This window comes from Mycolicibacterium xanthum (assembly GCF_019710635.1).
Lineage (GTDB): Bacteria > Actinomycetota > Actinomycetes > Mycobacteriales > Mycobacteriaceae > Mycobacterium > Mycobacterium xanthum.
In genome coordinates this window covers 162491-183898 of the sequence record NZ_JAIFZS010000008.1, presented here as the reverse complement: position 1 = coordinate 183898, position 21408 = coordinate 162491, and the positions used below count along the sequence as shown (strand labels likewise).

The 21408-nt window shown below is 70.0% G+C and carries 21 protein-coding genes; 10 read left to right on the top strand and 11 right to left on the bottom strand.

The genetic code is table 11. The annotated features are described in order from the left end of the window. Positions 1–24: 24 nt before the first annotated feature. Positions 25–495: a CAP domain-containing protein gene (locus tag JDV09_RS05230; RefSeq protein ID WP_221368229.1), complete on the top strand. Its 471-nt coding sequence runs from the start codon at positions 25–27 to the stop codon at positions 493–495. Positions 496–567: 72 nt separating this feature from the next. Continuing rightward, positions 568–3186 carry an AAA family ATPase gene (locus JDV09_RS05225; RefSeq protein ID WP_221368045.1) on the top strand — a complete coding sequence of 873 codons (2619 nt, stop codon included), beginning with the start codon at positions 568–570 and terminating at the stop codon, positions 3184–3186. A gap of 37 nt (positions 3187–3223) precedes the next feature. On the opposite strand, the gene JDV09_RS05220 is transcribed toward JDV09_RS05225, so the two are convergent. The 9 genes from JDV09_RS05220 to hrcA form a co-directional block, all read right to left on the bottom strand. Beyond that, positions 3224–6325, bottom strand: a complete 3102-nt coding sequence (locus tag JDV09_RS05220) for an ATP-binding protein (RefSeq protein WP_308124010.1) — start codon at positions 6323–6325, stop codon at positions 3224–3226. A 167-nt stretch (positions 6326–6492) separates the two neighbouring features. Next, positions 6493–7401: a GTPase Era gene (era, locus tag JDV09_RS05215; RefSeq protein WP_221368043.1), complete on the bottom strand. Its 909-nt coding sequence runs from the start codon at positions 7399–7401 to the stop codon at positions 6493–6495. Between the two features lie 133 nt (positions 7402–7534). Then, the gene (locus JDV09_RS05210; protein WP_221368042.1) at positions 7535–7864 is read right to left on the bottom strand and encodes a cytidine deaminase-like protein; all 330 of its coding nucleotides are present in this window, start codon (positions 7862–7864) and stop codon (positions 7535–7537) included. Next, positions 7861–9168 (bottom strand): hemolysin family protein, encoded by a 1308-nt coding sequence (locus JDV09_RS05205; protein WP_221368041.1) that lies wholly within the window; start codon positions 9166–9168, stop codon positions 7861–7863. Before JDV09_RS05205 ends, JDV09_RS05210 begins: the two co-directional genes overlap by 4 nt. After that, positions 9165–9701 carry an rRNA maturation RNase YbeY gene (gene ybeY / locus JDV09_RS05200; protein WP_221368040.1) on the bottom strand — a complete coding sequence of 179 codons (537 nt, stop codon included), beginning with the start codon at positions 9699–9701 and terminating at the stop codon, positions 9165–9167. The genes JDV09_RS05205 and ybeY overlap by 4 nt, the downstream gene beginning before the upstream one ends. A gap of 9 nt (positions 9702–9710) precedes the next feature. Then, complete coding sequence (locus JDV09_RS05195) at positions 9711–10760, bottom strand: PhoH family protein (protein ID WP_221368039.1); 1050 nt, start codon at positions 10758–10760, stop codon at positions 9711–9713. Between the two features lie 50 nt (positions 10761–10810). Then, on the bottom strand, positions 10811–11590 hold the full coding sequence (locus JDV09_RS05190; protein ID WP_221368038.1) for a 16S rRNA (uracil(1498)-N(3))-methyltransferase: 780 nt from the start codon (positions 11588–11590) through the stop codon (positions 10811–10813). Position 11591: 1 nt separating this feature from the next. Continuing rightward, positions 11592–12737 (bottom strand): molecular chaperone DnaJ, encoded by a 1146-nt coding sequence (gene dnaJ, locus JDV09_RS05185; RefSeq protein ID WP_221368037.1) that lies wholly within the window; start codon positions 12735–12737, stop codon positions 11592–11594. Between the two features lie 50 nt (positions 12738–12787). After that, a complete protein-coding gene (gene hrcA / locus JDV09_RS05180; protein WP_221368036.1) occupies positions 12788–13819 on the bottom strand; it encodes a heat-inducible transcriptional repressor HrcA in 1032 nt (343 codons plus the stop codon). Between the two features lie 159 nt (positions 13820–13978). Here hrcA and JDV09_RS05175 point away from each other — a divergent pair, with 159 nt between their 5' ends. Together JDV09_RS05175 and JDV09_RS05170 are read left to right on the top strand one after the other, a co-directional pair. Then, positions 13979–14290 (top strand): type II toxin-antitoxin system VapB family antitoxin, encoded by a 312-nt coding sequence (locus JDV09_RS05175; protein WP_221368035.1) that lies wholly within the window; start codon positions 13979–13981, stop codon positions 14288–14290. 153 nt (positions 14291–14443) lie between these two features. Next, a complete protein-coding gene (locus tag JDV09_RS05170) occupies positions 14444–14851 on the top strand; it encodes a hypothetical protein (protein ID WP_221368034.1) in 408 nt (135 codons plus the stop codon). 12 nt (positions 14852–14863) lie between these two features. Here the strand turns inward: JDV09_RS05170 and JDV09_RS05165 are convergent, their stop codons facing one another. Continuing rightward, positions 14864–15253 carry a nuclear transport factor 2 family protein gene (locus JDV09_RS05165; protein WP_221368033.1) on the bottom strand — a complete coding sequence of 130 codons (390 nt, stop codon included), beginning with the start codon at positions 15251–15253 and terminating at the stop codon, positions 14864–14866. A 48-nt stretch (positions 15254–15301) separates the two neighbouring features. Here JDV09_RS05165 and JDV09_RS05160 point away from each other — a divergent pair, with 48 nt between their 5' ends. Both JDV09_RS05160 and JDV09_RS05155 read left to right on the top strand, forming a co-directional pair. Next, positions 15302–16162 (top strand): LLM class F420-dependent oxidoreductase, encoded by an 861-nt coding sequence (locus JDV09_RS05160; protein WP_221368032.1) that lies wholly within the window; start codon positions 15302–15304, stop codon positions 16160–16162. Positions 16163–16253: 91 nt separating this feature from the next. Beyond that, complete coding sequence (locus JDV09_RS05155) at positions 16254–16748, top strand: beta-class carbonic anhydrase (RefSeq protein ID WP_221368031.1); 495 nt, start codon at positions 16254–16256, stop codon at positions 16746–16748. Positions 16749–16754: 6 nt separating this feature from the next. Here JDV09_RS05155 and hemW read toward each other — a convergent pair whose 3' ends face one another. Further along, entirely contained in the window at positions 16755–17939 is a 1185-nt protein-coding gene (gene hemW / locus JDV09_RS05150) for a radical SAM family heme chaperone HemW (protein WP_221368030.1), read from the bottom strand. Positions 17940–18030: 91 nt separating this feature from the next. On the opposite strand from hemW, the gene JDV09_RS27400 reads away from it, so the two are divergent. From JDV09_RS27400 to JDV09_RS05135, 4 genes are all read left to right on the top strand, one after another. Further along, the gene (locus tag JDV09_RS27400) at positions 18031–18144 is read left to right on the top strand and encodes an Ms4527A family Cys-rich leader peptide (protein ID WP_372452846.1); all 114 of its coding nucleotides are present in this window, start codon (positions 18031–18033) and stop codon (positions 18142–18144) included. Between the two features lie 102 nt (positions 18145–18246). After that, positions 18247–19950, top strand: a complete 1704-nt coding sequence (locus JDV09_RS05145) for a nitrite/sulfite reductase (protein ID WP_221368029.1) — start codon at positions 18247–18249, stop codon at positions 19948–19950. A gap of 28 nt (positions 19951–19978) precedes the next feature. Next, positions 19979–20686 carry a phosphoadenylyl-sulfate reductase gene (locus tag JDV09_RS05140; RefSeq protein WP_221368028.1) on the top strand — a complete coding sequence of 236 codons (708 nt, stop codon included), beginning with the start codon at positions 19979–19981 and terminating at the stop codon, positions 20684–20686. After that, positions 20665–21390 carry a sirohydrochlorin chelatase gene (locus JDV09_RS05135; RefSeq protein ID WP_221368027.1) on the top strand — a complete coding sequence of 242 codons (726 nt, stop codon included), beginning with the start codon at positions 20665–20667 and terminating at the stop codon, positions 21388–21390. Before JDV09_RS05140 ends, JDV09_RS05135 begins: the two co-directional genes overlap by 22 nt. Positions 21391–21408: the final 18 nt, after the last annotated feature.

The window sequence follows — 21408 nt, the reverse complement described above, 5'->3', positions numbered from 1 at the left end:
GTCCGGCCCGTGACCGCCGTCAAGATCGCACCCGTGGTATCCGCGGTGCTGTTCGCGGCCGTCGCGGTCACGGCCGCCCCCACCGCACACGCCGACAACAAGCGCCTCAACGACGGCGTGGTGGCCAACGTGTACACCATCCAGCAGCAGCACGGCTGCGACACCGACATCAAGATCAACCCGCAGCTGCAGCTCGCCGCGCAGTGGCACACCAACGACGTCCTGCACAACCGCGCGCTGGACGGCGACATCGGTTCGGACGGCTCGACCGTGCAGGACCGGGCCAACGCCGCAGGGTTCGTCGGCACCGTCGCCGAGACGGTCGCGATCAACCCCGCGCTGGCGATCAACGGCATCGAGATCATGAACCAGTGGTACTACCGGCCCGACTACATGGCGATCATGTCCAACTGCGCGAACACCCAGATCGGTGTGTGGTCGGAGAACAGCCTGGACCGCAGCGTGGTGGTGGCGGTCTACGGGCAGCCGGGCTGACGAGGACGGCACCGCCGCCGAAGTTCGCCCGTTTGTACCGTCGCGCGTCATCGGCGCCCCTAGGCTCTTGAGGTGCGTCTGTCGTGGCCGCTGGTCGGCCGCACCGAGGAACTGAGCCGCGTCGAGGCCGCGCTCTCGGATCCCGACGTGTCCGGGATCGTCATCTGCGGCGAGGCGGGCGTGGGCAAGAGCCGGATCGCGCGCGAGGCGCTCTCGGACGCCCGGGCGCGCGGGTATGCCACCCGGGTCGCCGTCGGCACGTCGTCCGCGCGTGCGATCCCGCTGGGCTCGTTCAGCACGTGGGCGCCGCCGGGGGTGACCGACACCGTTCAACTGTTGCGCGGGGTGATCAGCGCGCTGACCGCCGCGCCCTCGGGCGAACCGGTGGTGGTGTTCGTCGACGACGTGCATCTGCTCGACGACCTCTCCACGTTCGTCGTTCACCAGATCGTGCAGCGCGGCGCCGCCAGACTGATCCTGACCGTGCTGGACGGCAAGCCGATTCCCGCTGCGGTGCAGGAGATCTGGAAGGTGGGAGCGTTCGATCGGCTGCAGCTGCAACCGTTGTCGCCCGCCGAGACCGGCACCCTGCTCTCAGCTGCCCTCGGCGGTCCCGCCGATCCGGATGCGGCCCGGCGACTGTGGCAATTGACCCGCGGCAACGTGCTGTACCTACGCAACATCGTCGAGCAGGAGATCTCCGACGGCCGGGTCGAACGGGATCGCGGCAACTGGCGCTGGGTCGGTGACCCGGTCATCCCGCTCAGCCTGGTCGAGCTGATCGAAACCCGGATCGGGGCGCTGCCGGCAGCGGTCGCCGACGTCATCGACACCCTCGCCGTCGGCGAGCCCCTCGAACTGGCCGCCCTGGAACGGATCACCGACCCGACCGCGGTGGAGGAGGCCGAGACCCGCGGCCTGATCATGCTGCACCCCACCGGCACCGGCATCGAGGTAGGGGTCGCGCACCCGATCTACGGCGAGGTGCGCCGCAGGTGCGCACCGGCCACCAAGCTGCGCCGGCTGCGTGGACTGGTCGCCACCGAACTGGCCGCGTCCGACGACCGCGACCAGGTCCAAACGGTGGTGCGACGCGCCACCCTGAGCGTGGACTCCGATCTGAAAGCCGATACCGAGCTGTTGACCCGGGCCGCCCACGGCGCCGTGTGGCTGGCCGATCTGAACCTCGCCGACCGGCTCGCCGAGGCCGCCATCCGCGCCGGTGCGGGACCGGAGCCGGGCTTCCTTCGTGCCCACGCGCTGTCCTGGCTCGGCCGCGGCGAGGACGCCGACGCGGTGCTCGCCGAGATCGACCAGGACGGCCTGACCGATGCCGAGCGCGCCCGACTCGCCTTTCTGCGGGCCAGCAACATGCTCTGGGCGCTCGGTGATCCTCAAGGAGCCAAGGCACTCATCGACGATGCGGCCTGGACCACGCCGCCGCACGAATGCAGCCATATCGACGCGTTCCTGGCCGTCTACTGGTTTGCGATGGACCGGCCCGACACCGCGCTGTCGGTCTCGGGCGACCTCGTCGTCGACCAACTGCCCGCAGTCGTCGGCACCGAGCTGGCGTGGGCGCTGACCACGATCAACGCCGACGCCGGCCGGGTCGAGGCCGCCGTGAGCGGCGCGGAAGCCGGATACTCGCCGACGCAGCGGTCTTTCGACACCCCACATATGCGGTTCAACATCGCCGACGCGCACGTCAGCGCGTTGCTGCTGGCCGGCCGCATCGGCGAGGCCCGCGCGGTGGCCGAACGCGTGCGACGCCAAGCCGCCGACCTGCCGGGAGCCGCATCACTACTCGGCGCGGCGGTGGCGGGCCGGGCCGCGCTCGGCGCCGGCGACCTCGGCGCGGCGCGCGCACTGCTCGACGACGCCGTCGACAGGCTGACCGTCAGCCACCCGCTCGGCTGGGGGTTCCGCTATCGCATCCCGCGCGCGACGGCGCTCGCCATCGGCGGCTCACCCGAGGATGCCGCCGCCGAACTCGCCGCGCTGGCCGGGACGGCGCGCCGGTTCCGGCTGCTCGACTACGAGCAGAGCCTGGCCCGCGCGTGGATCACCGCCGGACAGGGCGCCGTCAGCGAGGCCATCGCCATCGCCCGATCGGCCGCCGAAAGAGCTTCGGCCAGCGGCAGGCTCGCGGCCGAGGTGCTCTGCCTACAGACCGCCACCCAGTTCGGCGACCGCACCGCCGGGCGGCGGCTACGGGAACTCACCGCCCTGGTCGAGGGACCCCGGGCCGGCCTGGCGGCGCGCTTCGCCGAGGCCCTGCACGACGGGGATGCCGCCGAACTGGACTCGGTGTCAGAGGAATTCGAACGAATCGGCGACCTCGTCGCGGCGATCGACGCCGCCGCTCACGCCTCGCTGGCCTTCCACGCCCAAGCGCTGCGTGGATCGGCCCTGCGCTGTTCGGCCCGCGCGGACGCGCTCGCCCGGCGCAGCGGCGCCACCACCCCCGCGCTACGCCGCGCGAGCGAACCCCTGCCGCTGACCGACCGGGAGCACGAGATCGTCGTTTTGATCGGCGAAGGTTTGACCAACCGCGACATCGCCGGCCGGCTCACCCTGTCGGTGCGCACCGTCGAAAGCCACATCTACCGGGCGATGACCAAGACCGGAACCACCTGCCGGGACGAACTGGCCGGGCTGCTGACCCGGCGTCACAACATCACGCAGTGATCCGTCCCGCAAAACGGGTTCCGCAGCCGGGCCGCAGTCAGCCGATGGCCATCTCCTCTGCCCACGCGACGTGTCCTTCGAAGCCCAGCGATTCCGCCATCGCGCGGTATCTACCCACCGCCTCCCGGCGGGTCACCTCGTCGCCGGTGGCGCAGGCCAGCAGGGCCCGCAGCCGCAACAGCGTGACTTCGACCATCGGCGCCGGGCGCTCGCCCTGCAGCTGCGCCAGCCATCCGATCGCCTCCTCGGCGTCACGGACCCCGTCGTGGCCGCCGTCGGCGAGCAGTGTCTCCACCAGCAGGCTCGTGCCCAGGACGCTCCACCCGAGCCGTCCGGCGTCCTGCAGTTGTCGCGCGGCGCGGTGCATCGTCCCGATGGCGGTATCGCGGTCTCCGCACGTGGCCATCTCGCGGCCCGCCAGCAGTTCAGCCAGCGGGACCAGCGAGGGCGCGCGCTCGGGAAGCCACCGGTCGCGGGCATGCAACATCAGCTCCAGTCCCCGGGCCCCGTCGGCCGGGCCGCGTCGGTAGAGCAACGCCGCGCCCAGCCCGAAGTGCGCCCCCGTCACAGCGAAATCGTTGCTGGACCCGTGGGCCAGCTGCATCGCGTCCTCCAGCATCCGCATCAACTCGTCGTCGAAGCGCACCGCACCGTAGAACACCGACGTGAACGTCCACGCCACGACGAGGGCGAGCGTGGCCGGATCGGCGCTCCGCGACAGTGTGACAGCGTCGTCGAGGTCGTCTTGCCAACCGCTGCGCCCCAGCCAGTACCGCGCGATGCCACGGAACGCCGTCGCGATCGCCAGTGGCGACCCCACCCCGAAGTCCGCTCCCATCGTGGGGTCGCCGTCAGCCAACTCGATGGCGGTCTGAGACCACCGCAGGATCTCGTCGAAGTCTCCGGAGTTGAACCAGTTGGCGAACGCGAGAAACGACAATCCCACGGTCATCGTGGGATCACCGATCGACTCGAGCAACTCCATCTGCTCGGCCGCGAGCCGGGAACCCTCGCCGGGCCGACCCGCATAGAGCAGCTCGGTCGCCAGCCCGGTCATGCCGACGGCCAGCGACACCTTATCCCCCGCCTCGGTGCACAGATCCCGGAGTTCGGCGAAGCGGCCCCAGCTCTTCTGCACCGGTCGGGCCTGCCAGTCGGTGACGCACAGCATGACCCGGGGTGCGATGCGCAGCGAGAGCTGGTCGGAGTCTTCAGCGGGCAGCCGATCGGCGATCTGTTGGGCCCGTTCCCAGCTGATCCGGGCGGCACCCACGTCGCGGCCAGCCGACCACGCGCCGGCGCGCATATGCCAGCCATAGGCGACAGGCAATTCACCGGCGGCCTCCAGGTGCTCGGCGATCAATGCCGCATTCTGCTCAGCCGACTCGGGCGCGCGCTCTTGGATCGCGGTCGCAAGACACCGATGCCATTGCGCGCGGGTGGTTTTAAGCTGTGATTCGTAGGCGACCGCGCGGATCAGTGGATGGCAGAAGGCGTACTCGGCGAACGGTGTGAACTGCACCTGATCGAGCAGGTGCGCGCCAAGCAGCTCGTCGAGCACCGGGTTCACATCGAGGGCGGCCAGCAGGTGTTCGTCGAACCGGCCACCGATCACCGACGCAGCATTCACCGTGCGACGGGCCGGGGCGCTGAGCCGGTCGATCCGCGCCTGGATCGCGGCCTGCACCGTGGCGGGCACACTCACCTCGGCGACGTTCGCATTGCAGCGATACCGGCCGCTTTCTCCGACCAGCACCCCGCGTTGGGCCAACTCACGCACCATTTCCTCGGCGAAGAACGGATTGCCTGCCGCCCGTCCGGCGATCACGCGCGCCAGCTCAACCACCGAGGGGTCGGTCCCCAGCAGCTCCCCGAGCAGAGCGATCGTTTCCGAATCAGCCAGCGGGGCAAGCGCTATCGTCTGCCCGCTGGACAATTGCGCGAGGTCGCCCCGGTACTCGGGCCTGGCAGTGACCACGACGGCCGACGGCGTGCGCTCGACGACGGAGAGAAACTCTGTCAGGAGCGACTCGCTGGCCGAGTCGATCCAGTGCACATCCTCGATGACGAACAGCGCCGGCTCGGTTCGTGCCAACGTCGCGGTGTTGACCAGCGCGATCAGCCGGCGCCGGCGCGCATCGCGGTCGATGCTCGGCATCGGCACGCCAGGGTCTGCGATGTCGAGAAGATCCTCGAGCATCAATAGATCGTCCGGCGCGGCCTCCGGAACCATCGCCCGCACCCGCACCCGCGCAGCGCCGGCGGTCAACTCCGCCACCCCGAAGGCTGCCCGCAACAGCGTGGTGACCGCACCGAAGGGGGCTTCGTTGGTGTGTGATTCGCAGCTGGCCCACACCACCGAGACACCACGCTCGGCTGCGAGCACCGCGGCTTCCCGCGCAACCCGGCTCTTGCCGATGCCCGGTGGGCCGATCACGTTGACCACCGCGCCGAGGCCGGCGACCGTGCGTTCGACGAGCGCGTCGAGGATCGCCATCTCCGCGCGCCGACCGACCAGGCTGGCCTCAGCGCGCGCGGCCATCCCCTGCCGCCTCTTGACCGCCGTCAGCAGGCGCGCCAGTACCGGCTCCGCGGCGCCTTTGACGTGTACCCACTGCGGCTCACCCAGCTCGGCGAGACGCTCGACGAGACGCGCGGTCGACTCTGACACCATCACCGCGCCCGGCTCGGCCGCCGATTCGATCCGTTGGGCCATCCCCAGAGGCTCACCCGTCGCGGCGTATCGCGTTGTCCCGATGGCGACCTCGCCGGCGATCACCCGACCGGAGTTCAGACCCACCCGCAATTGCAGCGCCACCCCGTCGCGTTCGTGCAGTTCGGCCGCCAGCCGGTTCGCCTCGTCCTGGATCGCGAGTGCGGCCAGGCATGCCCGGAGGGCATGATCCTCCAACGCGACGGGGGCACCGAACAGCGCCATCAGTCCGTCGCCGGTGTATTCCACGGTGCCGCCGCCGTATCGTCGCACGACGGCGACAGAGCGCTCCACCAACTCGGTCAGGATCTCACGCAGCCGCTCCAGTTCGAGCACCGCGGCGATGTCCATGGACCGCACCACATCGGCGAACAGCACCGTGACCTGCTTGTACTTCGCAGGGTCGGGCGCGACTGCGGTCGGCACACCGCATTGGTCGCAAAACCGGGCGTCGGCACGCAGCCGGGTGTCGCACGACCGACACTTCCCGCCCACCGCCATTGCAGCACCACCCGATCAAGGACCGCCGACGACCCAGTTCCCACAGGGTAGGGCGCAGCCGTGCCCGGTCAGGCGGATTCGGTGCGCTCCGCCTAGAAACCCAGACGGCCGAGCTGCTTGGGGTCACGCTGCCAGTTCTTGGCGATCTTCACCCGCAGGTCCAGATAGACCTTGGTACCCAGCAGCTTCTCGATCTGGGTGCGCGCCACCGTGCCCACCTCGCGCAGCCGCGCGCCGCCCTTGCCGATCACGATGCCTTTCTGCGAGTCGCGTTCGACGTAGAGGATCGCGTGCACATCGATCAGATCGTCACGGTCGGGTCGGGGTTCGACGTCCTCGATCACCACCGCCAGCGAGTGCGGCAGCTCGTCGCGCACCCCCTCCAGGGCGGCCTCGCGGATCAGCTCGGCCATCAGTACCTCTTCGGGCTCGTCGGTGAGCTCCCCGTCGGGGTAGAACGCCGGACCCGGCGGAAGCTGGGCGACCAGAACGTCGACGAGCACGTCGAGCTGGGCGCCCGACGTGGCGGAGACCGGGACGATCTCGGTGTCGGGCCCGACCAGCTCGCTGACCGCCAGCAACTGCTCGGCGACGCGGTCCCGGCTCACCTTGTCGGTCTTGGTGACGATGGCGATCAGCGTGGTTCGCGGCGCAACGGCACGGATCTGCTCGTAGATCCAGCGGTCGCCCGGCCCGATCTTCTCGTCGGCCGGAACGCACAGCCCGATGACGTCGACCTCGGAGTAGGTGTCCTTGACCAGATCGTTGAGCCGCTGCCCGAGCAGGGTGCGCGGGCGGTGCAGACCGGGCGTGTCCACCAGCACGATCTGGAAATCGTCGCGGTGCACGATGCCGCGGATGGTGTGGCGGGTGGTCTGGGGGCGGTTGGACGTGATCGCGACCTTCGACCCCACTAGTGCGTTGGTCAGCGTGGACTTGCCGGTGTTCGGCCGCCCGACGAAACAGACGAAGCCGGAACGGAACTCGGCCGGGTCGGTCACCGGCTGCCCGCCGGGTGTGAGCTGGGCACCCGGCCGCTCGCCGGGTGTGAGCTGGGCACCCGACCACTCGCCGGGTGTGAGCTGAGCGCGATATTCGGCCCGGAATCTCGCAGTGACTGCACACTCGCGGTTCTCATAGCGGCGTACCGGCCCGGTCGGTGACGATGATGACGGGATCCGAGGTGCCGGCGGACAGCTCTCGCACCGCCGCGACGCCGCGGTCGTCGGCCGTGCCACCGACGAGGACCGCGGCCTCCAGCCCGGCCGCCCCGCTGGACACCGCGGCCGCGACCGCGGCCTGCAGCGCGGTCAGTTGCAGCGCCGCCAGCACCACCGGGGCGCCGGCGTAGGTCCGGCCGTCGGTGTCGCGGACGGCGGCGCCGCTGGTGGCCTCGGCCCGGGCCATCGCGCCGCGGGCCAGCACCACCAGCTTGGTGTCCTCGGCGTCCAGCGCGCTGGTCATCGTCCCTCCCGTCCGTCGGCGTCACCGTCGGACTCGGGCTCGACGGGGCTGACCAGCACCGTACCGATCCGCACCCGCCCCTTCGGGTCCGGGCCGCCCTCGGCACGCAGCAGCAGGCCGTCCCACAGGACCTCGGCGCCGGGAAGCGGGACCCGGCCCAGCTCGAGCGCCAGCAGGCCCCCGACCGTATCGACATCCAGGTCCTCGTCGAACTCCACGTCGTAGAGCTCGCCGAGGTCTTCGATCGGCAGTCGCGCCGACACCCGGTAGTGGTTGTCCCCCAACTCCTCCACCGGGGCGACCTCGTCGACGTCGTATTCGTCGGCGATCTCCCCGACGATCTCCTCCAGCACGTCCTCGATCGTGACCAGGCCCGCGATCGCACCGTATTCGTCGACCAGCAGCACCATGTGCACCCGGTCGCGCTGCATGTCGCGCAACAGGGCGTCCAGCGGCTTGGAGTCCGGGACGAACGCGGCCGGCCGCATCACCTCCGAGACAGTGGTGTCGTGACCGCCGTTGTCCGAGTAGTAGGTCCGCTGCACCAGGTCCTTCAAGTAGACGACGCCGACGACGTCGTCGACGTTCTCGCCGATCACCGGGATCCGTGAGTGACCGCTGCGCACCGCCAACGAGGTCGCCTGCCCCGCTGTCTTGTCGTGCTCGATCCACACCATCTCGGTGCGCGGCACCATGACCTCACGGGCCGGCGTGTCGCCGAGTTCGAACACCGACTGGATCATCCGGCGCTCCTCGTCGGCCACCACGCCGCGCTGCTGGGCCAGGTCGACGACCTCGCGCAGCTCGATCTCGGAGGCGAACGGGCCGTTGCGGAACCCGCGGCCCGGGGTCAGCGCGTTACCGATCAACACCAGCAGGCGGCTGACCGGCAGCAGCAGCACCGAGATCGCCTGCAGCGGAAGAGCGGTCAGCAGCGCGATGGTGTACGCGTTCTGCCTGCCGACGGTGCGCGGGCCGACACCGATCGCGACGAAGCTGACGACCACCATGATCGCGGCGGCCACCACCAGCCCCCACGTGACGCCGAGGTGCCCGTCCAGGTAGGCGGCCAGCAGCACCGTCGCGCTGACCTCGCAGGTGATGCGCAGCAGCACGATCAGATTGATGTAGCGCGGCCTTTCGACCATCACCCGCGACAGCCGCACCGCGCCGGGTCGCTCCTCGCGAACCAGCTCCTCGACGCGCGCCATCGACACGGTGCTCAGCGCGGCGTCGATGGCGGCGAACAGCCCCGCGAAGGCCACCAGCACGACGGCCCCGATCAGTTGTCCGGTGCCGCTCACGGTTCGTCGAAGTACTGGGACTTGTCCAGCAGCCTGCGGTCCTTCTCGGTCTGCCGGTCCTGGTGGTAGGCCTCGACCTGCTCGGCCACCCACTCCTCGAGCAACTCGCGCTGCAGCGCGAACATCTCTTTTTCCTCGTCGGGTTCGGCGTGGTCGTAACCCAGCAGGTGCAGCACGCCGTGCACGGTGAGCAGGGCCAGTTCCTGGCCGAGCGAGTGCCCGGCGTCGGCGGCCTGCTTGGCGGCGAACTCCGGACACAACACGATGTCGCCGAGCATCGACGGGCCGGACTCGGGGGCGTCGGGCCGCCCGCCGGGTTCCAGCTCGTCCATCGGGAAACTCATCACGTCGGTCGGGCCGGGCAGGTCCATCCAGCGCATGTGCAGGTCGGCCATCGCCGAGGAGTCGAGCAGCACCATCGACAGCTCGGCGGCGGGGTTGACGTCCATCTTGCGGATGACGAACCGGGCGACGCTGATCAGCTCCTGTTCGGAGACGTCGATGCCCGACTCGTTGGACACCTCGATAGTCATGGCTGTCCGTTACCGCCTCGGCCGATTCGACGTCGTGGACGCACGCCGCTGGGCGCGGTTCATCAGGGCCGGCTCCTCGGATCTCGCGTAGGCGTCCACGATCTCGGACACCAGCCGGTGGCGCACCACGTCGGCGCTGGTGAGCTCGGCGAAGTGAATGTCGTCGACATCACCCAGAACACGCATCGCGTTGTTCAGTCCGGATGGAGCACCGCCCGGCAGGTCGACCTGCGTGACATCACCTGTCACAACCATTTTGGAGCCGAAGCCCAGGCGGGTCAGGAACATCTTCATCTGCTCACCCGTGGTGTTCTGCGCCTCGTCGAGGATGATGAACGAATCGTTCAGATTTCTGCCCCGCATGTATGCCAGCGGCGCGACCTCGATCACCCCGGCGCTCATCAGCTTCGGGATCAGCTCGGGATCCATCATGTCGTGCAGCGCGTCGTAGAGCGGGCGCAGGTACGGGTCGATCTTCTCGCTCAGCGTGCCCGGCAGAAAGCCAAGGCGCTCACCGGCTTCCACCGCGGGACGGGTCAGGATGATCCGGCTGACCTGTTTGGCCTGCAGCGCGCTGACGGCCTTGGCCATCGCCAGGTACGTCTTGCCGGTGCCGGCCGGGCCGATGCCGAACACGATGGTGTGCTCGTCGATCGCATCGACGTAGCGCTTCTGGTTCAGCGTCTTGGGCCGGATCGTCTTGCCGCGCCGGGACAGGATGTCCAGCGTCAGCACCTCGGCCGGCGACGCGTCGCCGGCCCCGGTCAGCATCGCCACGCTGTGGCGCACCGCGTCGGGGCTCAGCGTCTGCCCGCCGGCCACGACCTCGATCAGCTCGGAGACCACCCGCTCGGCCAGCGCGACATCCGCGGGTTCTCCCGACAAGGTGATCGCGTTTCCGCGGGCGTGGATATCGGCGGCGAGCAGGCGCTCCAGGGCGCGCAGGTTCTCGTCGGAGGACCCGAGCAGATCCACGACGAGGTCGGGCGGAACTGTAATGCTGCTGCGGACCGACGGTTCAACTGCGTCCGAGGCGGCGTTCGTCTCGCTGGGCGTCACGTGGTGTTTTCTGCCTGCTTTCTGGGTTCCATCGGTGCCGAATTCCCAGTTTAGCGTCGTCCACCGCCACCTCCCAATGGCAATTCGGGGTCATCCCACCGGGGGGTGAGCGCGCCCAGCGCACCGAGCGCGACGGCCGCGGCGGTGGACGTGCGCAGCACCGTCGGCCCGAGCCGGACCGCGACGGCACCCGCGCCGGTCAGCGCGGCGATCTCGTCGTCGGCGATGCCGCCCTCGGGACCGACCACCAGCATCACCGATGCCGCCCCGGTGAACCCCATCTCGGTCAGCCGCACCGTGGCCGACTCGTGCAGCACCAGCACCGGGTCGGCGCGGGCGGCGGCGACCACCTCGATCAGCTGCCCGGTCGACACCACCCCGTCGACGGCGGGCACATGTGGCCGCCGGGACTGCCGGGCCGCCGACCGGGCGACCGCGCCCCACCGGCGCAGACCCTTGTCCACCCTGGCCGCCCCGTCCCAGCGGGCCACGCAGCGCGTCGCCTGCCAGGGCACGAATGTGTCGGCGCCGGCCTCGGTGGCCAGCTCGATCGCCAGTTCGGAGCGCTCCGACTTCGGCAGCGCCTGCACCACCGTCACCGTCGGTGTCGGCGGCGGCACCACCCGGCGGTCCAGCACCCGGGCCGTCAACCGCCCCTTGGCGACGTCCTCGACCCGGCAGTGCGCCACCGCCCCCGCGCCGTCGCCGAGATCGAGCTGCTCGCCCGGCCGGATACGCCGCACGTTGGCGGCGTGGAAGCCCTCGTCCCCGTCGACGACGGCCAACTCCCCCGGTCCGGGCAGGACGTCGACGTAGAACAGGGTGCGCACACTAGCGACCGGTGAACGTCTCGCGCAGCCGGGAGAACAGGCCACCCCCGCCGCTCGAGGAATGATTGCTCCGGACGGTGCGCACCTCGGCGGTGTCGCGACTGCGCTCCCGCAAGGCCTGCAGCAACTCGATGTCCTCGTGGTCGAGTCGCGACGGCACGACGACGTCGATGTGCGCGTGCAGGTCGCCGCGCACCCCGGAGCGCAGGTGCGGCATTCCGTGACCGCGCAGCGTGGACACCGCCCCGGGCTGGGTGCCCGCGGCCACGGTCAGTTCGATCTCGCCGTCCAGGATCGCCTCGACGGTGACCGTGGTGCCCAGCGCGGCGTCGACCATCGGCACCGAGACCGTGCAGTGCAGGTCGTCACCGTCGCGGACGAACACCTCGTGGGCCTGCTCGTGCACCTCCACGTACAGGTCCCCGGCGGGTCCGCCGCCCGGCCCGACCTCGCCCTGGGCCGCCAGCCGCACCCGCATGCCGTCGCCGACACCGGCGGGGATCTTGACGCTGATCTCGCGGCGGGCCCGGACCCTGCCGTCGCCGGCGCACCGGTTGCACGGATCCGGGATCACCTCGCCGATGCCGCCGCACACCGGGCACGGACGCGACGTCATCACCTGGCCCAGCAGGGAGCGCTGGACCGCCTGGATCTCGCCGCGCCCACCGCAGGTGTCACAGGTCACCGGGGTGGAGTTGCCGTTGGTGCCCTTGCCCTGACACAGGTCGCAGAGCACGGCGGTGTCGACGGTGACCTGCTTGGTCACGCCGGTCGCGCACTCCTCGAGGGTCAACCGCATGCGCAGCAGCGAATCCGACCCGGGCCGCACCCGGCCGATCGGGCCCCGGGAGCCGGTGCCGCTGCCGAAGAAGGCCTCGAACACGTCACCGAGACCACCGAAGCCGCTGAATCCGCCGCCGGCCCCGGCGGTCTCCATCGGGTCGCCGCCCATGTCGACGATGCGCCGCTTCTCCGGATCGCTGAGCACCTCGTAGGCGACGCTGATCTCCTGGAAGCGGACCTGGGCCTCCTCGTCGGGGTTGACATCGGGATGCAGCTCGCGGGCGAGCTTGCGGTAGGCGCGTTTGATCTCCGAGTCACTTGCGCCGTTGCTCACCCCGAGCAACCCGTAATAGTCGCGTGCCACGCTCAACCTTCCCACCCGCTCCAGCCGCCGGGCCCCTCCGGGCCCGTGGATCAGCGGTTACCTAAGACTTCGCCAATATAGAGAGCAACCGCTGCGACGTTGGCGATGGTTCCCGGATAGTCCATCCGTGTGGGACCCAACACACCCATGCCGCCGAAAACCTTGCCCGAACTGCCGTATGCGGTGCTGATCACCGACGTACCCGCCATCTGCTCGGCCTCGGTCTCGTGGCCGATGCGGACGGTCACCTTGCCCGCCTCCTGCTGCTTGGCCAGCAGGCGCAGCACCACCACCTGCTCCTCCAGCGCCTCGAGCACCGAGCGCAGCGAGCCGCCGAAGTCAGCGGTGTTGTGCGTCAGGTTCGCGGTGCCGCCCAGCAGCAGGCGCTCCTCGCTGTGCTCGACCAGCGATTCCACCAGCACCGTCGCCGATCGACCCACCGCGTCGGACAGCGGGCCGTCGCCGTTGAGGTGCGCCGCGAGGTCCGACACCGCGATCGAGGCCGCGGCCAGCGGCTTGCCCTCCAGCGCCTGGCCCAGCAGATCGCGCAGCTGCGACAGCCCCACCTCGTCGATCGGGTCGCCCAACTCGACGATGCGCTGATCGACACGGCCGGAGTCGGTGATGACGACCATCAGCAACCGTGCCGGTGTCAGCGCCACCACCTCGAGGCGGCGCACCGACGACGTCGACAGGGTCGGGTACTGCACGACGGCGACCTGCCGGGTGAGCTGCGCGAGCAGGCGCACCGCGCGCCGCAGCACGTCGTCGAGGTCGACGCCGGACTCCAGGAAGGTCAGGATCGCGCGCCGCTCGGCGCCCGACATGGGTTTGACGTCGTCGATCCGGTCGACGAACTCGCGATAGCCCTTCTCCGTCGGGACCCGCCCGGAGCTGGTGTGCGGTTGGGTGATGTAGCCCTCGGCCTCGAGCACGGCCATGTCGTTGCGCACCGTCGCGCTGGACACGCCCAGGTTGTGCCGTTCGACCAGGGTCTTGGATCCGATGGGTTCCTTCGTCGCGACGAAGTCGGCGACGATGGCGCGCAGCACCTCGAAACGACGATCGTCGGCGCTGCCCACTGTTCACCCATCCTTTCCTGACGGCCCGGTCTGCCCATTTTACGGTGCGGAGCCGCGCCGTCATGATCTGAGCGACCCGGGGCGACGCCGGTCCGGCCGGGTTAACCTTGCAGACCACACCAGTTGTTGCGGGGACACTGGGCAGATGAAGGCGCGCCGATGATCTTCAAGGGAGTCCGCGACGGCAGGCCCTACCCGGACCACGGGTTGTCGCACCGGCAATGGGCCCAGATTCCGCCGCGTCAGATCCGGCTCGACGAGTTGGTGATGACCACCACCGTGCTGGCCCTGGACCGGCTGCTCTCCGAGGACTCCACGTTCTACGGCGACCTGTTCCCGCACGCGGTGAGGTGGCGCGGCAACGTCTACCTCGAGGACGGCCTGCACCGGGCCGTGCGGGCGGCGCTGCGCAACCGCACCGTGCTGCATGCGCGGGTGTTCGACATGGACTTCGGCACCAACGCGTACTGATCCCTGGGTTCCACCTTTCACCGATGTGGTGTGGCCGTCGTCCCGGCCACCGGATCAGTGCATCAAGTCCGCCGTTTGGTCGGTGCTGGCCGCCCATAGCCGTCGTGGGCCGTTTCGCGGTCGCCGCACCGTCGCTGTCGATAGGATCTCGGCATGATGCGGGCCGTTCTGGCACTGTGGGCAGCACTGACTCTCGCGCCGGCGAGCCTCGTGACGGCTGCGGTCACCCACGCCGGGCCACCACCGCCGTGCACGTTCACGCTGTCTGCACCGCAGTTGGTCCAGGCCGACGGGACCACCGTGGTGACCGCGACGGTGATGCCCGCCGACTGTGGCCCACCCGCGGCCCCGTACCGCAGCATCGCCTGCCTGCAGTTCTATGGCGACACCTCGCGCACCGTCTGCAACCAGGCCGGTGGCGCAGACACCGCGCACGTCTTCATGTCGCCGTACGTGCCGGGCACCACCTACTCGGCGACCGGGCGGGGATGCGGCAGGTGGATAGGCCAGGAACCCGCGCCCGACTGTCAATTGCTCGGCCCGATAAACGCGACCCTGTAGATCGGTCCGCAGCTACATCGAGCCGAGCGGGGGCGGCTGCGCGCCCGCATCGCCCGGTGAGATCTGCACGGCGTAGGACGTGATCTCCACGATCTGGTCGTCGCGGAACTCGTAGATGCCGCAGGTGGCGACGGCCGTCACCCCATCCTCGTTGACGTATCGGACCACCATGTCGACCGCGACGCTGTCGGCGCCGGTCACGGTGACGCACCGGTCGAGCTCCACCGAGGCGCCGGCAAGGCTCTCCTGGGTCTCCCGACACGTGCGGGTCACCGCATCGGCGCCCTCGAGCACCATGTATCCGACGATCGTCCATTTGACGTTGCCGGCCAGATGGCCGAGCGCTTCGTCGTAGCGATGCTGGGAGAAAGCTCTGCACACGGCGCCGGGGTCGAAGGCCATGCGCACGACCGTAGCGCCCCGGCACCGCCACACGGTATGAGTGGACACATGGATTTGTCCGGGGTCGGTCTGTGGAGCTCGCAGTTGCGCTATGGAAATCCGGGTGAGGCGGCCGAGGCGGCGGCCGAACTCGACGAGCTCGGGTTCACCGCGTTGTGGATTCCCGACGTCGGTGGTCCGGTGCTCGACTCGGTGGACAACCTGTTGACGGCCACCCGTCGGACCGTGATCGCCACCGGCATCCTGAACCTCTGGATGCATGAACCCGCCGACGTGGCGGCCCGTTACGCCGCGCTCACGCAGAGTCACGGTCAGCGGTTCCTGCTCGGCATAGGCGTCAGCCACGCGCCGCTGATCGACGCGAGGGAGCCCGGCCGCTACCGCAAACCGATGGCCGCGACCGCGGCGTTCCTCGACGGCATCGACGCCGCGCCGCAGCCGGTCCCGGTCGCCAACCGGGTGCTGGCCGCACTCGGGCCGAAGATGCTGCAGCTGTCGGCCGCCCGGGCCCGCGGCGCCCACCCGTACCTGACCACCCCCGAGCACACCCGCGGCGCCCGCGAGGTGCTGGGGGCGGGGCCGCTGCTGCTGCCCGAGCAGTCGGTGCTGCTGGCCGACGATCGCGAGCAGGCGCGCGCGATCGGAACACCCTGGTTGGGGTCCTATCTGGCGATGCCGAACTACGCCAACAACCTGATTCGGATGGGTTTCAGCACCGACGACATCGGCTCGGTCAGCGACCGGTTGTTCGACGCGATCATCGCCTGGGGTGACGAGGCTGCCGTGAAGGCCCGCGTCGACGAACACCTCGCCGCCGGCGCCGACCACGTCTGCGTGCAGGTGCTGACCGCCGACCCTCGGGAATTCCCCCGCGACCAGTGGCGCCGCCTGGCGGCCGCGCTGCTGTGATCTCACCGGTGCTCATCGGCACGTCGGCTCTTTGCCATCCACTCCGGCAGATCGTCTGCAACACAGCACATCAAAGAAGAGGAGGTCATCAGTGACCGTTACCGACGAATACCTGGCCAACAACGCCGAGTACGCGAAGAGCTTCACCGGTCCGCTGCCATTGCCGCCGAGCAAGCACGTCGCCGTGGTGGCATGCATGGACGCGCGACTGGACGTCTACCGGGTCCTCGGCCTCAAAGATGGTGAAGCTCATGTGATCCGGAATGCGGGCGGGGTCGTGACCGACGACGAGATCCGCTCGCTGGCCATCAGCCAGCGATTGTTGGGCACCAGGGAGATCATTCTGATCCATCACACCGACTGCGGCATGCTGACTTTCACCGACGACGCGTTCAAGCGCGAGATCCAGGACGAGATCGGTGTCAAACCGGAGTGGGCAGCCGAGTCGTTCACCGATCTCGAGGAGGATGTCCGCCAGTCGCTGCGCCGCATCGAGAACAGTCCGTTCGTCACCAAGCACGAGTCGCTGCGTGGCTTCATCTTCGACGTCGCTACCGGCCGACTCAACGAGGTCGCTGTTCCCTGAGGGAGACTAACCGAGCAGCGAGCGCACCACCGCGTCGGCCAGTAGCCGGCCGTGGTCGGTGAGCACCAACCGGTCGCCGACCCGCTCCAGCAGCCCGTCGCCGATCGCGGTCGCCGCCCGGCCCTGCTCGTCGGCGGTCAGAACCGAATCGGGCAGCCCGCTGCGCAGCCGTAGCCGCAGCATGACGTCCTCGACGTGGGCGGTCTGCTCGTCGAGGTGTTCGAAGTCGGCGACCGGCAGCTCGCCGTCGGCCAATGCGGCGGCATAGCTGCTGGGGTGCTTGACATTCCACCACCGGGTGGCGCCGACGAAACCGTGCGCTCCGGGGCCCGCCCCCCACCACTGGCCGCCGTCCCAGTAACCCAGGTTGTGCCGGCACTCGCCGCCGGGCCTGCTCCAGTTGGACACCTCGTACCAGTCGAAGCCGGCCTCGCACAGCCGGGCGTCGAGCAGTTCGTAGCGGTGGGCCAGCACGTCGTCGTCGGGCGCGGCGAGCTCACCGCGGCGCACCCGCCGGGCCAGCGCGGTGCCCTCCTCGACGATCAGGGCGTACGCCGAGAGGTGGTCGACCCCGGCCCCCACCGCGGCCTCGGCGGTGCGCATCAGGTCCTCGTCGCTCTCCCCCGGCGTGCCGTAGATCAGGTCGAGGTTGACGTGCTCGAAACCCTCGACGGCGGCCTCGGCGGCGGCCCGCACCGCCCGCCCCGGCGAGTGCACCCGGTCCAGCACCGCCAGCACGTGCGGCGCGGTGGACTGCATGCCCAGCGACACCCGGGTGTAGCCGGCCTCCCGCAGGCCCGCGAAGAAACGCGGTGAGGTCGACTCGGGGTTGGCTTCGGTGGTGACCTCGGCGCCCGATGCCAGCGCGAAGTGCTCGCGCAACGCGTCCATGACGGCCGCCAGGCCGGGTGCGCCCAGCAGCGACGGGGTGCCACCGCCGACGAAGACCGTCTGGACCGGAGGCGGGTCGGCGAGCCGGCGGGCGGCCAGGCCCAGCTCGACGCGCAGTGCGGCCAGCCAGCCGTCCGGGCTGGCGCCGCCGAGCTCGGCGGCGGTGTAGGTGTTGAAGTCGCAGTATCCGCACCGGGTGGCACAGAACGGCACGTGGATGTAGACGCCGAACGGCCCGGTCCGGCGCACGGCCAGGCCGGGCAGCTCGACACCCGGCGCCGCGCCCGGATGGCTGCTCATCGGCCCAGTCTCGCAGAGCGGCCCGGGCCCACGGCGAGCGCAGATACCGCCCGGTTGGGGTCGGGCGGCCATCCATGGCACAATTGGCCGCGTGACTGCTGCCCACAGCTTCCCCCGCCGGGTCTCGCTGGTGGCGCGCCGTCATGTCGACTTCAAGCGCGTTTGCAGCTGTTGCTGTCTGCTCTGCTCGCCGGATCACGGATAGCCCAGCCCTTTTCTGACCTTTCAGCTGGCCGCCGGATCTGCGCCGCCGGACAGCTCCCGGTGACACGCGTGATCTGACGGCCGGCTCCGACCAGGAGCCACTATGACCATCACCGAGACATCCGGGACCACCGGCACCGCGAACCGGCCCGCGCCGGCCAAGCGTCCCCGCGGCGAGGGCCAGTGGGCGCTCGGCTACCGGGAGCCGCTCAACGCCAACGAGCAGGCCAAGAAGGACGACAACCCGCTCAACGTGCGGGCCCGCATCGAGAACATCTACGCCAGGAACGGCTTCGACAGCATCGACAAGGGTGACCTGCGCGGCCGGTTCCGCTGGTGGGGTCTCTACACCCAGCGCGAGCAGGGCTACGACGGCAGCTGGACCGGTGACGAGAACATCGACCTGCTGGAGGCCAAGTACTTCATGCTGCGGGTGCGCAGCGACGGGGGCGCGCTGACCGCGACCGCGCTGCGCATGCTCGGTGAGATCTCCACCGAGTTCGCCAGGGACACCGCCGACATCTCCGACCGGCAGAACATCCAGTACCACTGGATCCGGGTCGAGGACATGCCCGAGATCTGGAAGCGACTCGACGCCGTCGGCCTGCAGACCACCGAGGCGTGCGGCGACTGCCCCCGCATCGTGCTGGGCTCTCCGCTGGCCGGCGAATCGCTCGACGAGGTCATCGACGGCACCCCGGCCATCGAGGAGATCGTCCGCCGCTACGTCGGCAAACCGGAGTACTCCAACCTGCCGCGCAAGTTCAAGAGCGCCATCTCGGGCCTGCAGGACGTCGTGCACGAGGTCAACGACGTGGCGTTCATCGGCGTCAACCACCCCGAGCACGGACCCGGCTTCGACCTGTGGGTCGGTGGCGGGCTGTCGACGAACCCGATGCTGGGCCAGCGGGTCGGCGCCTGGGTGCCGCTCGATGAGGTGCCCGACGTGTGGGAGGGCGTGGTCAGCGTGTTCCGCGACTACGGCTACCGCCGGCTGCGGTCCAAGGCCCGGCTGAAGTTCCTGATCAAGGACTGGGGCGTGCAGAAGTTCCGCGAGGTGCTCGAGACCGAGTACCTGAAGCGCCCGCTGATCGACGGTCCCGCGCCCGAGCCGGTGGTGCGGCCCATCGACCACGTCGGCGTGCAGCGACTCAAGAACGGGCTCAACGCCGTCGGCGTCGCGCCGATCGCCGGCCGGGTGTCCGGCACCATCCTGACCAAGGTCGCCGACCTGGCCGAGGCCGCAGGCAGCGACCGGGTCCGGTTCACGCCGTACCAGAAGCTGATCATCTTGGACGTGCCCGACGACAAGGTGGCCGAGCTGCGAGCCGGGCTGGACGCGCTCGGCCTGCCGTCGAGCCCGTCGCACTGGCGGCGGAACCTGATGGCCTGCAGCGGTATCGAGTTCTGCAAGCTGAGCTTCGCCGAGACCCGCAAGCGCGCGCAGACGCTGGTCCCGGAGTTGGAGCAGCGCCTCGACGACATCAACGCGCAGCTCGATGTGCCGGTCACCGTCAACATCAACGGCTGCCCGAACTCGTGTGCCCGCATCCAGATCGCCGACATCGGCTTCAAGGGGCAGATGGTGGACGAGGGTGACGGGCCCGTCGAGGGCTTCCAGGTGCACCTGGGCGGCAGCCTCGGGCTGGACAGCGGATTCGGGCGCAAACTGCGCCAGCACAAGGTGCTCTCCAGCGAGCTCGGCGACTACATCGAGCGTGTGGTGCGCAATTTCGTCAAGCAACGGGAAGAGGGCGAGCGTTTCGCCACCTGGGCGCTGCGAGCCGACGAGGCGGACTTGCGATGAGCGCTTGCGCGAAGAGCGGAGAGCACAGATGACGGACATCGTTGCGAACAGCGACCTGCGGGAGCTGGCCGAGCGCGGCGCGGCCGAGCTGGGCCCGGACGCGACGGCCGAACAGCTGCTGCGCTGGACCGACAAGCATTTCGGGTCCGACTACATCGTGGCGTCGAACATGCAGGACGCGGTGCTGGTCGACCTGGCCGCCAAGGTGCGCCCCGGGGTGGACGTGCTGTTCCTCGACACCGGCTACCACTTCGCCGAGACGATCGGCACCCGCGACGCGGTCGAGGCGGTCTACGACATCACCGTCGTCAACGTGCGCCCCGAGCAGTCCGTCGCCGAACAGGACGTCGCGCTGGGCAAGAACCTGTTCGAGCGCAACGCCCACGAATGCTGCCGGCTGCGCAAGGTGGAGCCGCTGGGCAAGGCACTGCAGGGGTACTCAGCGTGGGTGACCGGCATCCGCCGGGTGGAGTCGCCGACCCGCGCCAACGCGCCGCTGATCAGCTGGGATGCCGCGTTCGGCCTGGTGAAGGTCAACCCGCTGGCGGCGTGGTCCGACGACGAGATCCAGGACTACATCGACAGCAACGGCATCCTGGTCAACCCACTGGTCGACGACGGCTATCCGTCGATCGGCTGCGCACCGTGCACCAGCAAGCCGGCGCTGGGCGCCGACCCGCGCAGCGGCCGCTGGGCGGGTCAGGCCAAGACCGAATGCGGGCTGCACGCCTCTTGAGTGTGTTGGTCCTGACGGCACACGGCAGCGCCGACCCGCGGTCGGCGGCGACGGCGCGCGCCGTGGTCGACTGCATCCGCCGGCTGCGGCCCCACCTGGACGCGCGGGTCGCGTTCTGCGAGCAGAACACCCCCGATCTGCGCGACGTGCTCGCGACGGTGCCCGCCGGCCGCGCGGTGGTCGTCCCGCTGCTGCTCGCCGACGCCTATCACGCCAGGGTCGACATCCCCGCGATGATCGACGACTCCGGTTCCCGCGCTCGCCAGGCCGATGTGCTCGGCGAGGACGAGCGCCTCGTCCACGTGTTGCGCCAGCGGCTCGAACAGGCCGGGGTGCCGCGGCTGGACCCGCGGGTCGGGGTGCTGGTCACCGCGGTGGGTTCGACCCGGCCACAGGCCAACACCCGCACCTGTGCGGTCGCCGCGGAACTGGCGCTGACCACCCGGTGGGCCACCGCCACCGCGTTCGCGACCGGCCCGCACCCCACACTGGCCGAGGCCGCCGAGAGCCTGCGCGCCCGCGGTGCGACCAGGCTGGTCGTCGCGCCGTGGTTCCTGGCGCACGGCCGCATCACCGACCGGGTGGCGGCGTTCGCGTCGGCGCACGGCCTGCCGATGTCGGCGCCGCTGGGCGCACACCGGCAGGTGGCCGAGACGGTGCTGGACCGTTTCGACACGGTCGTCACCGCCCGCACCGCGGCGTAACCTCGTCTCCAGCGATCT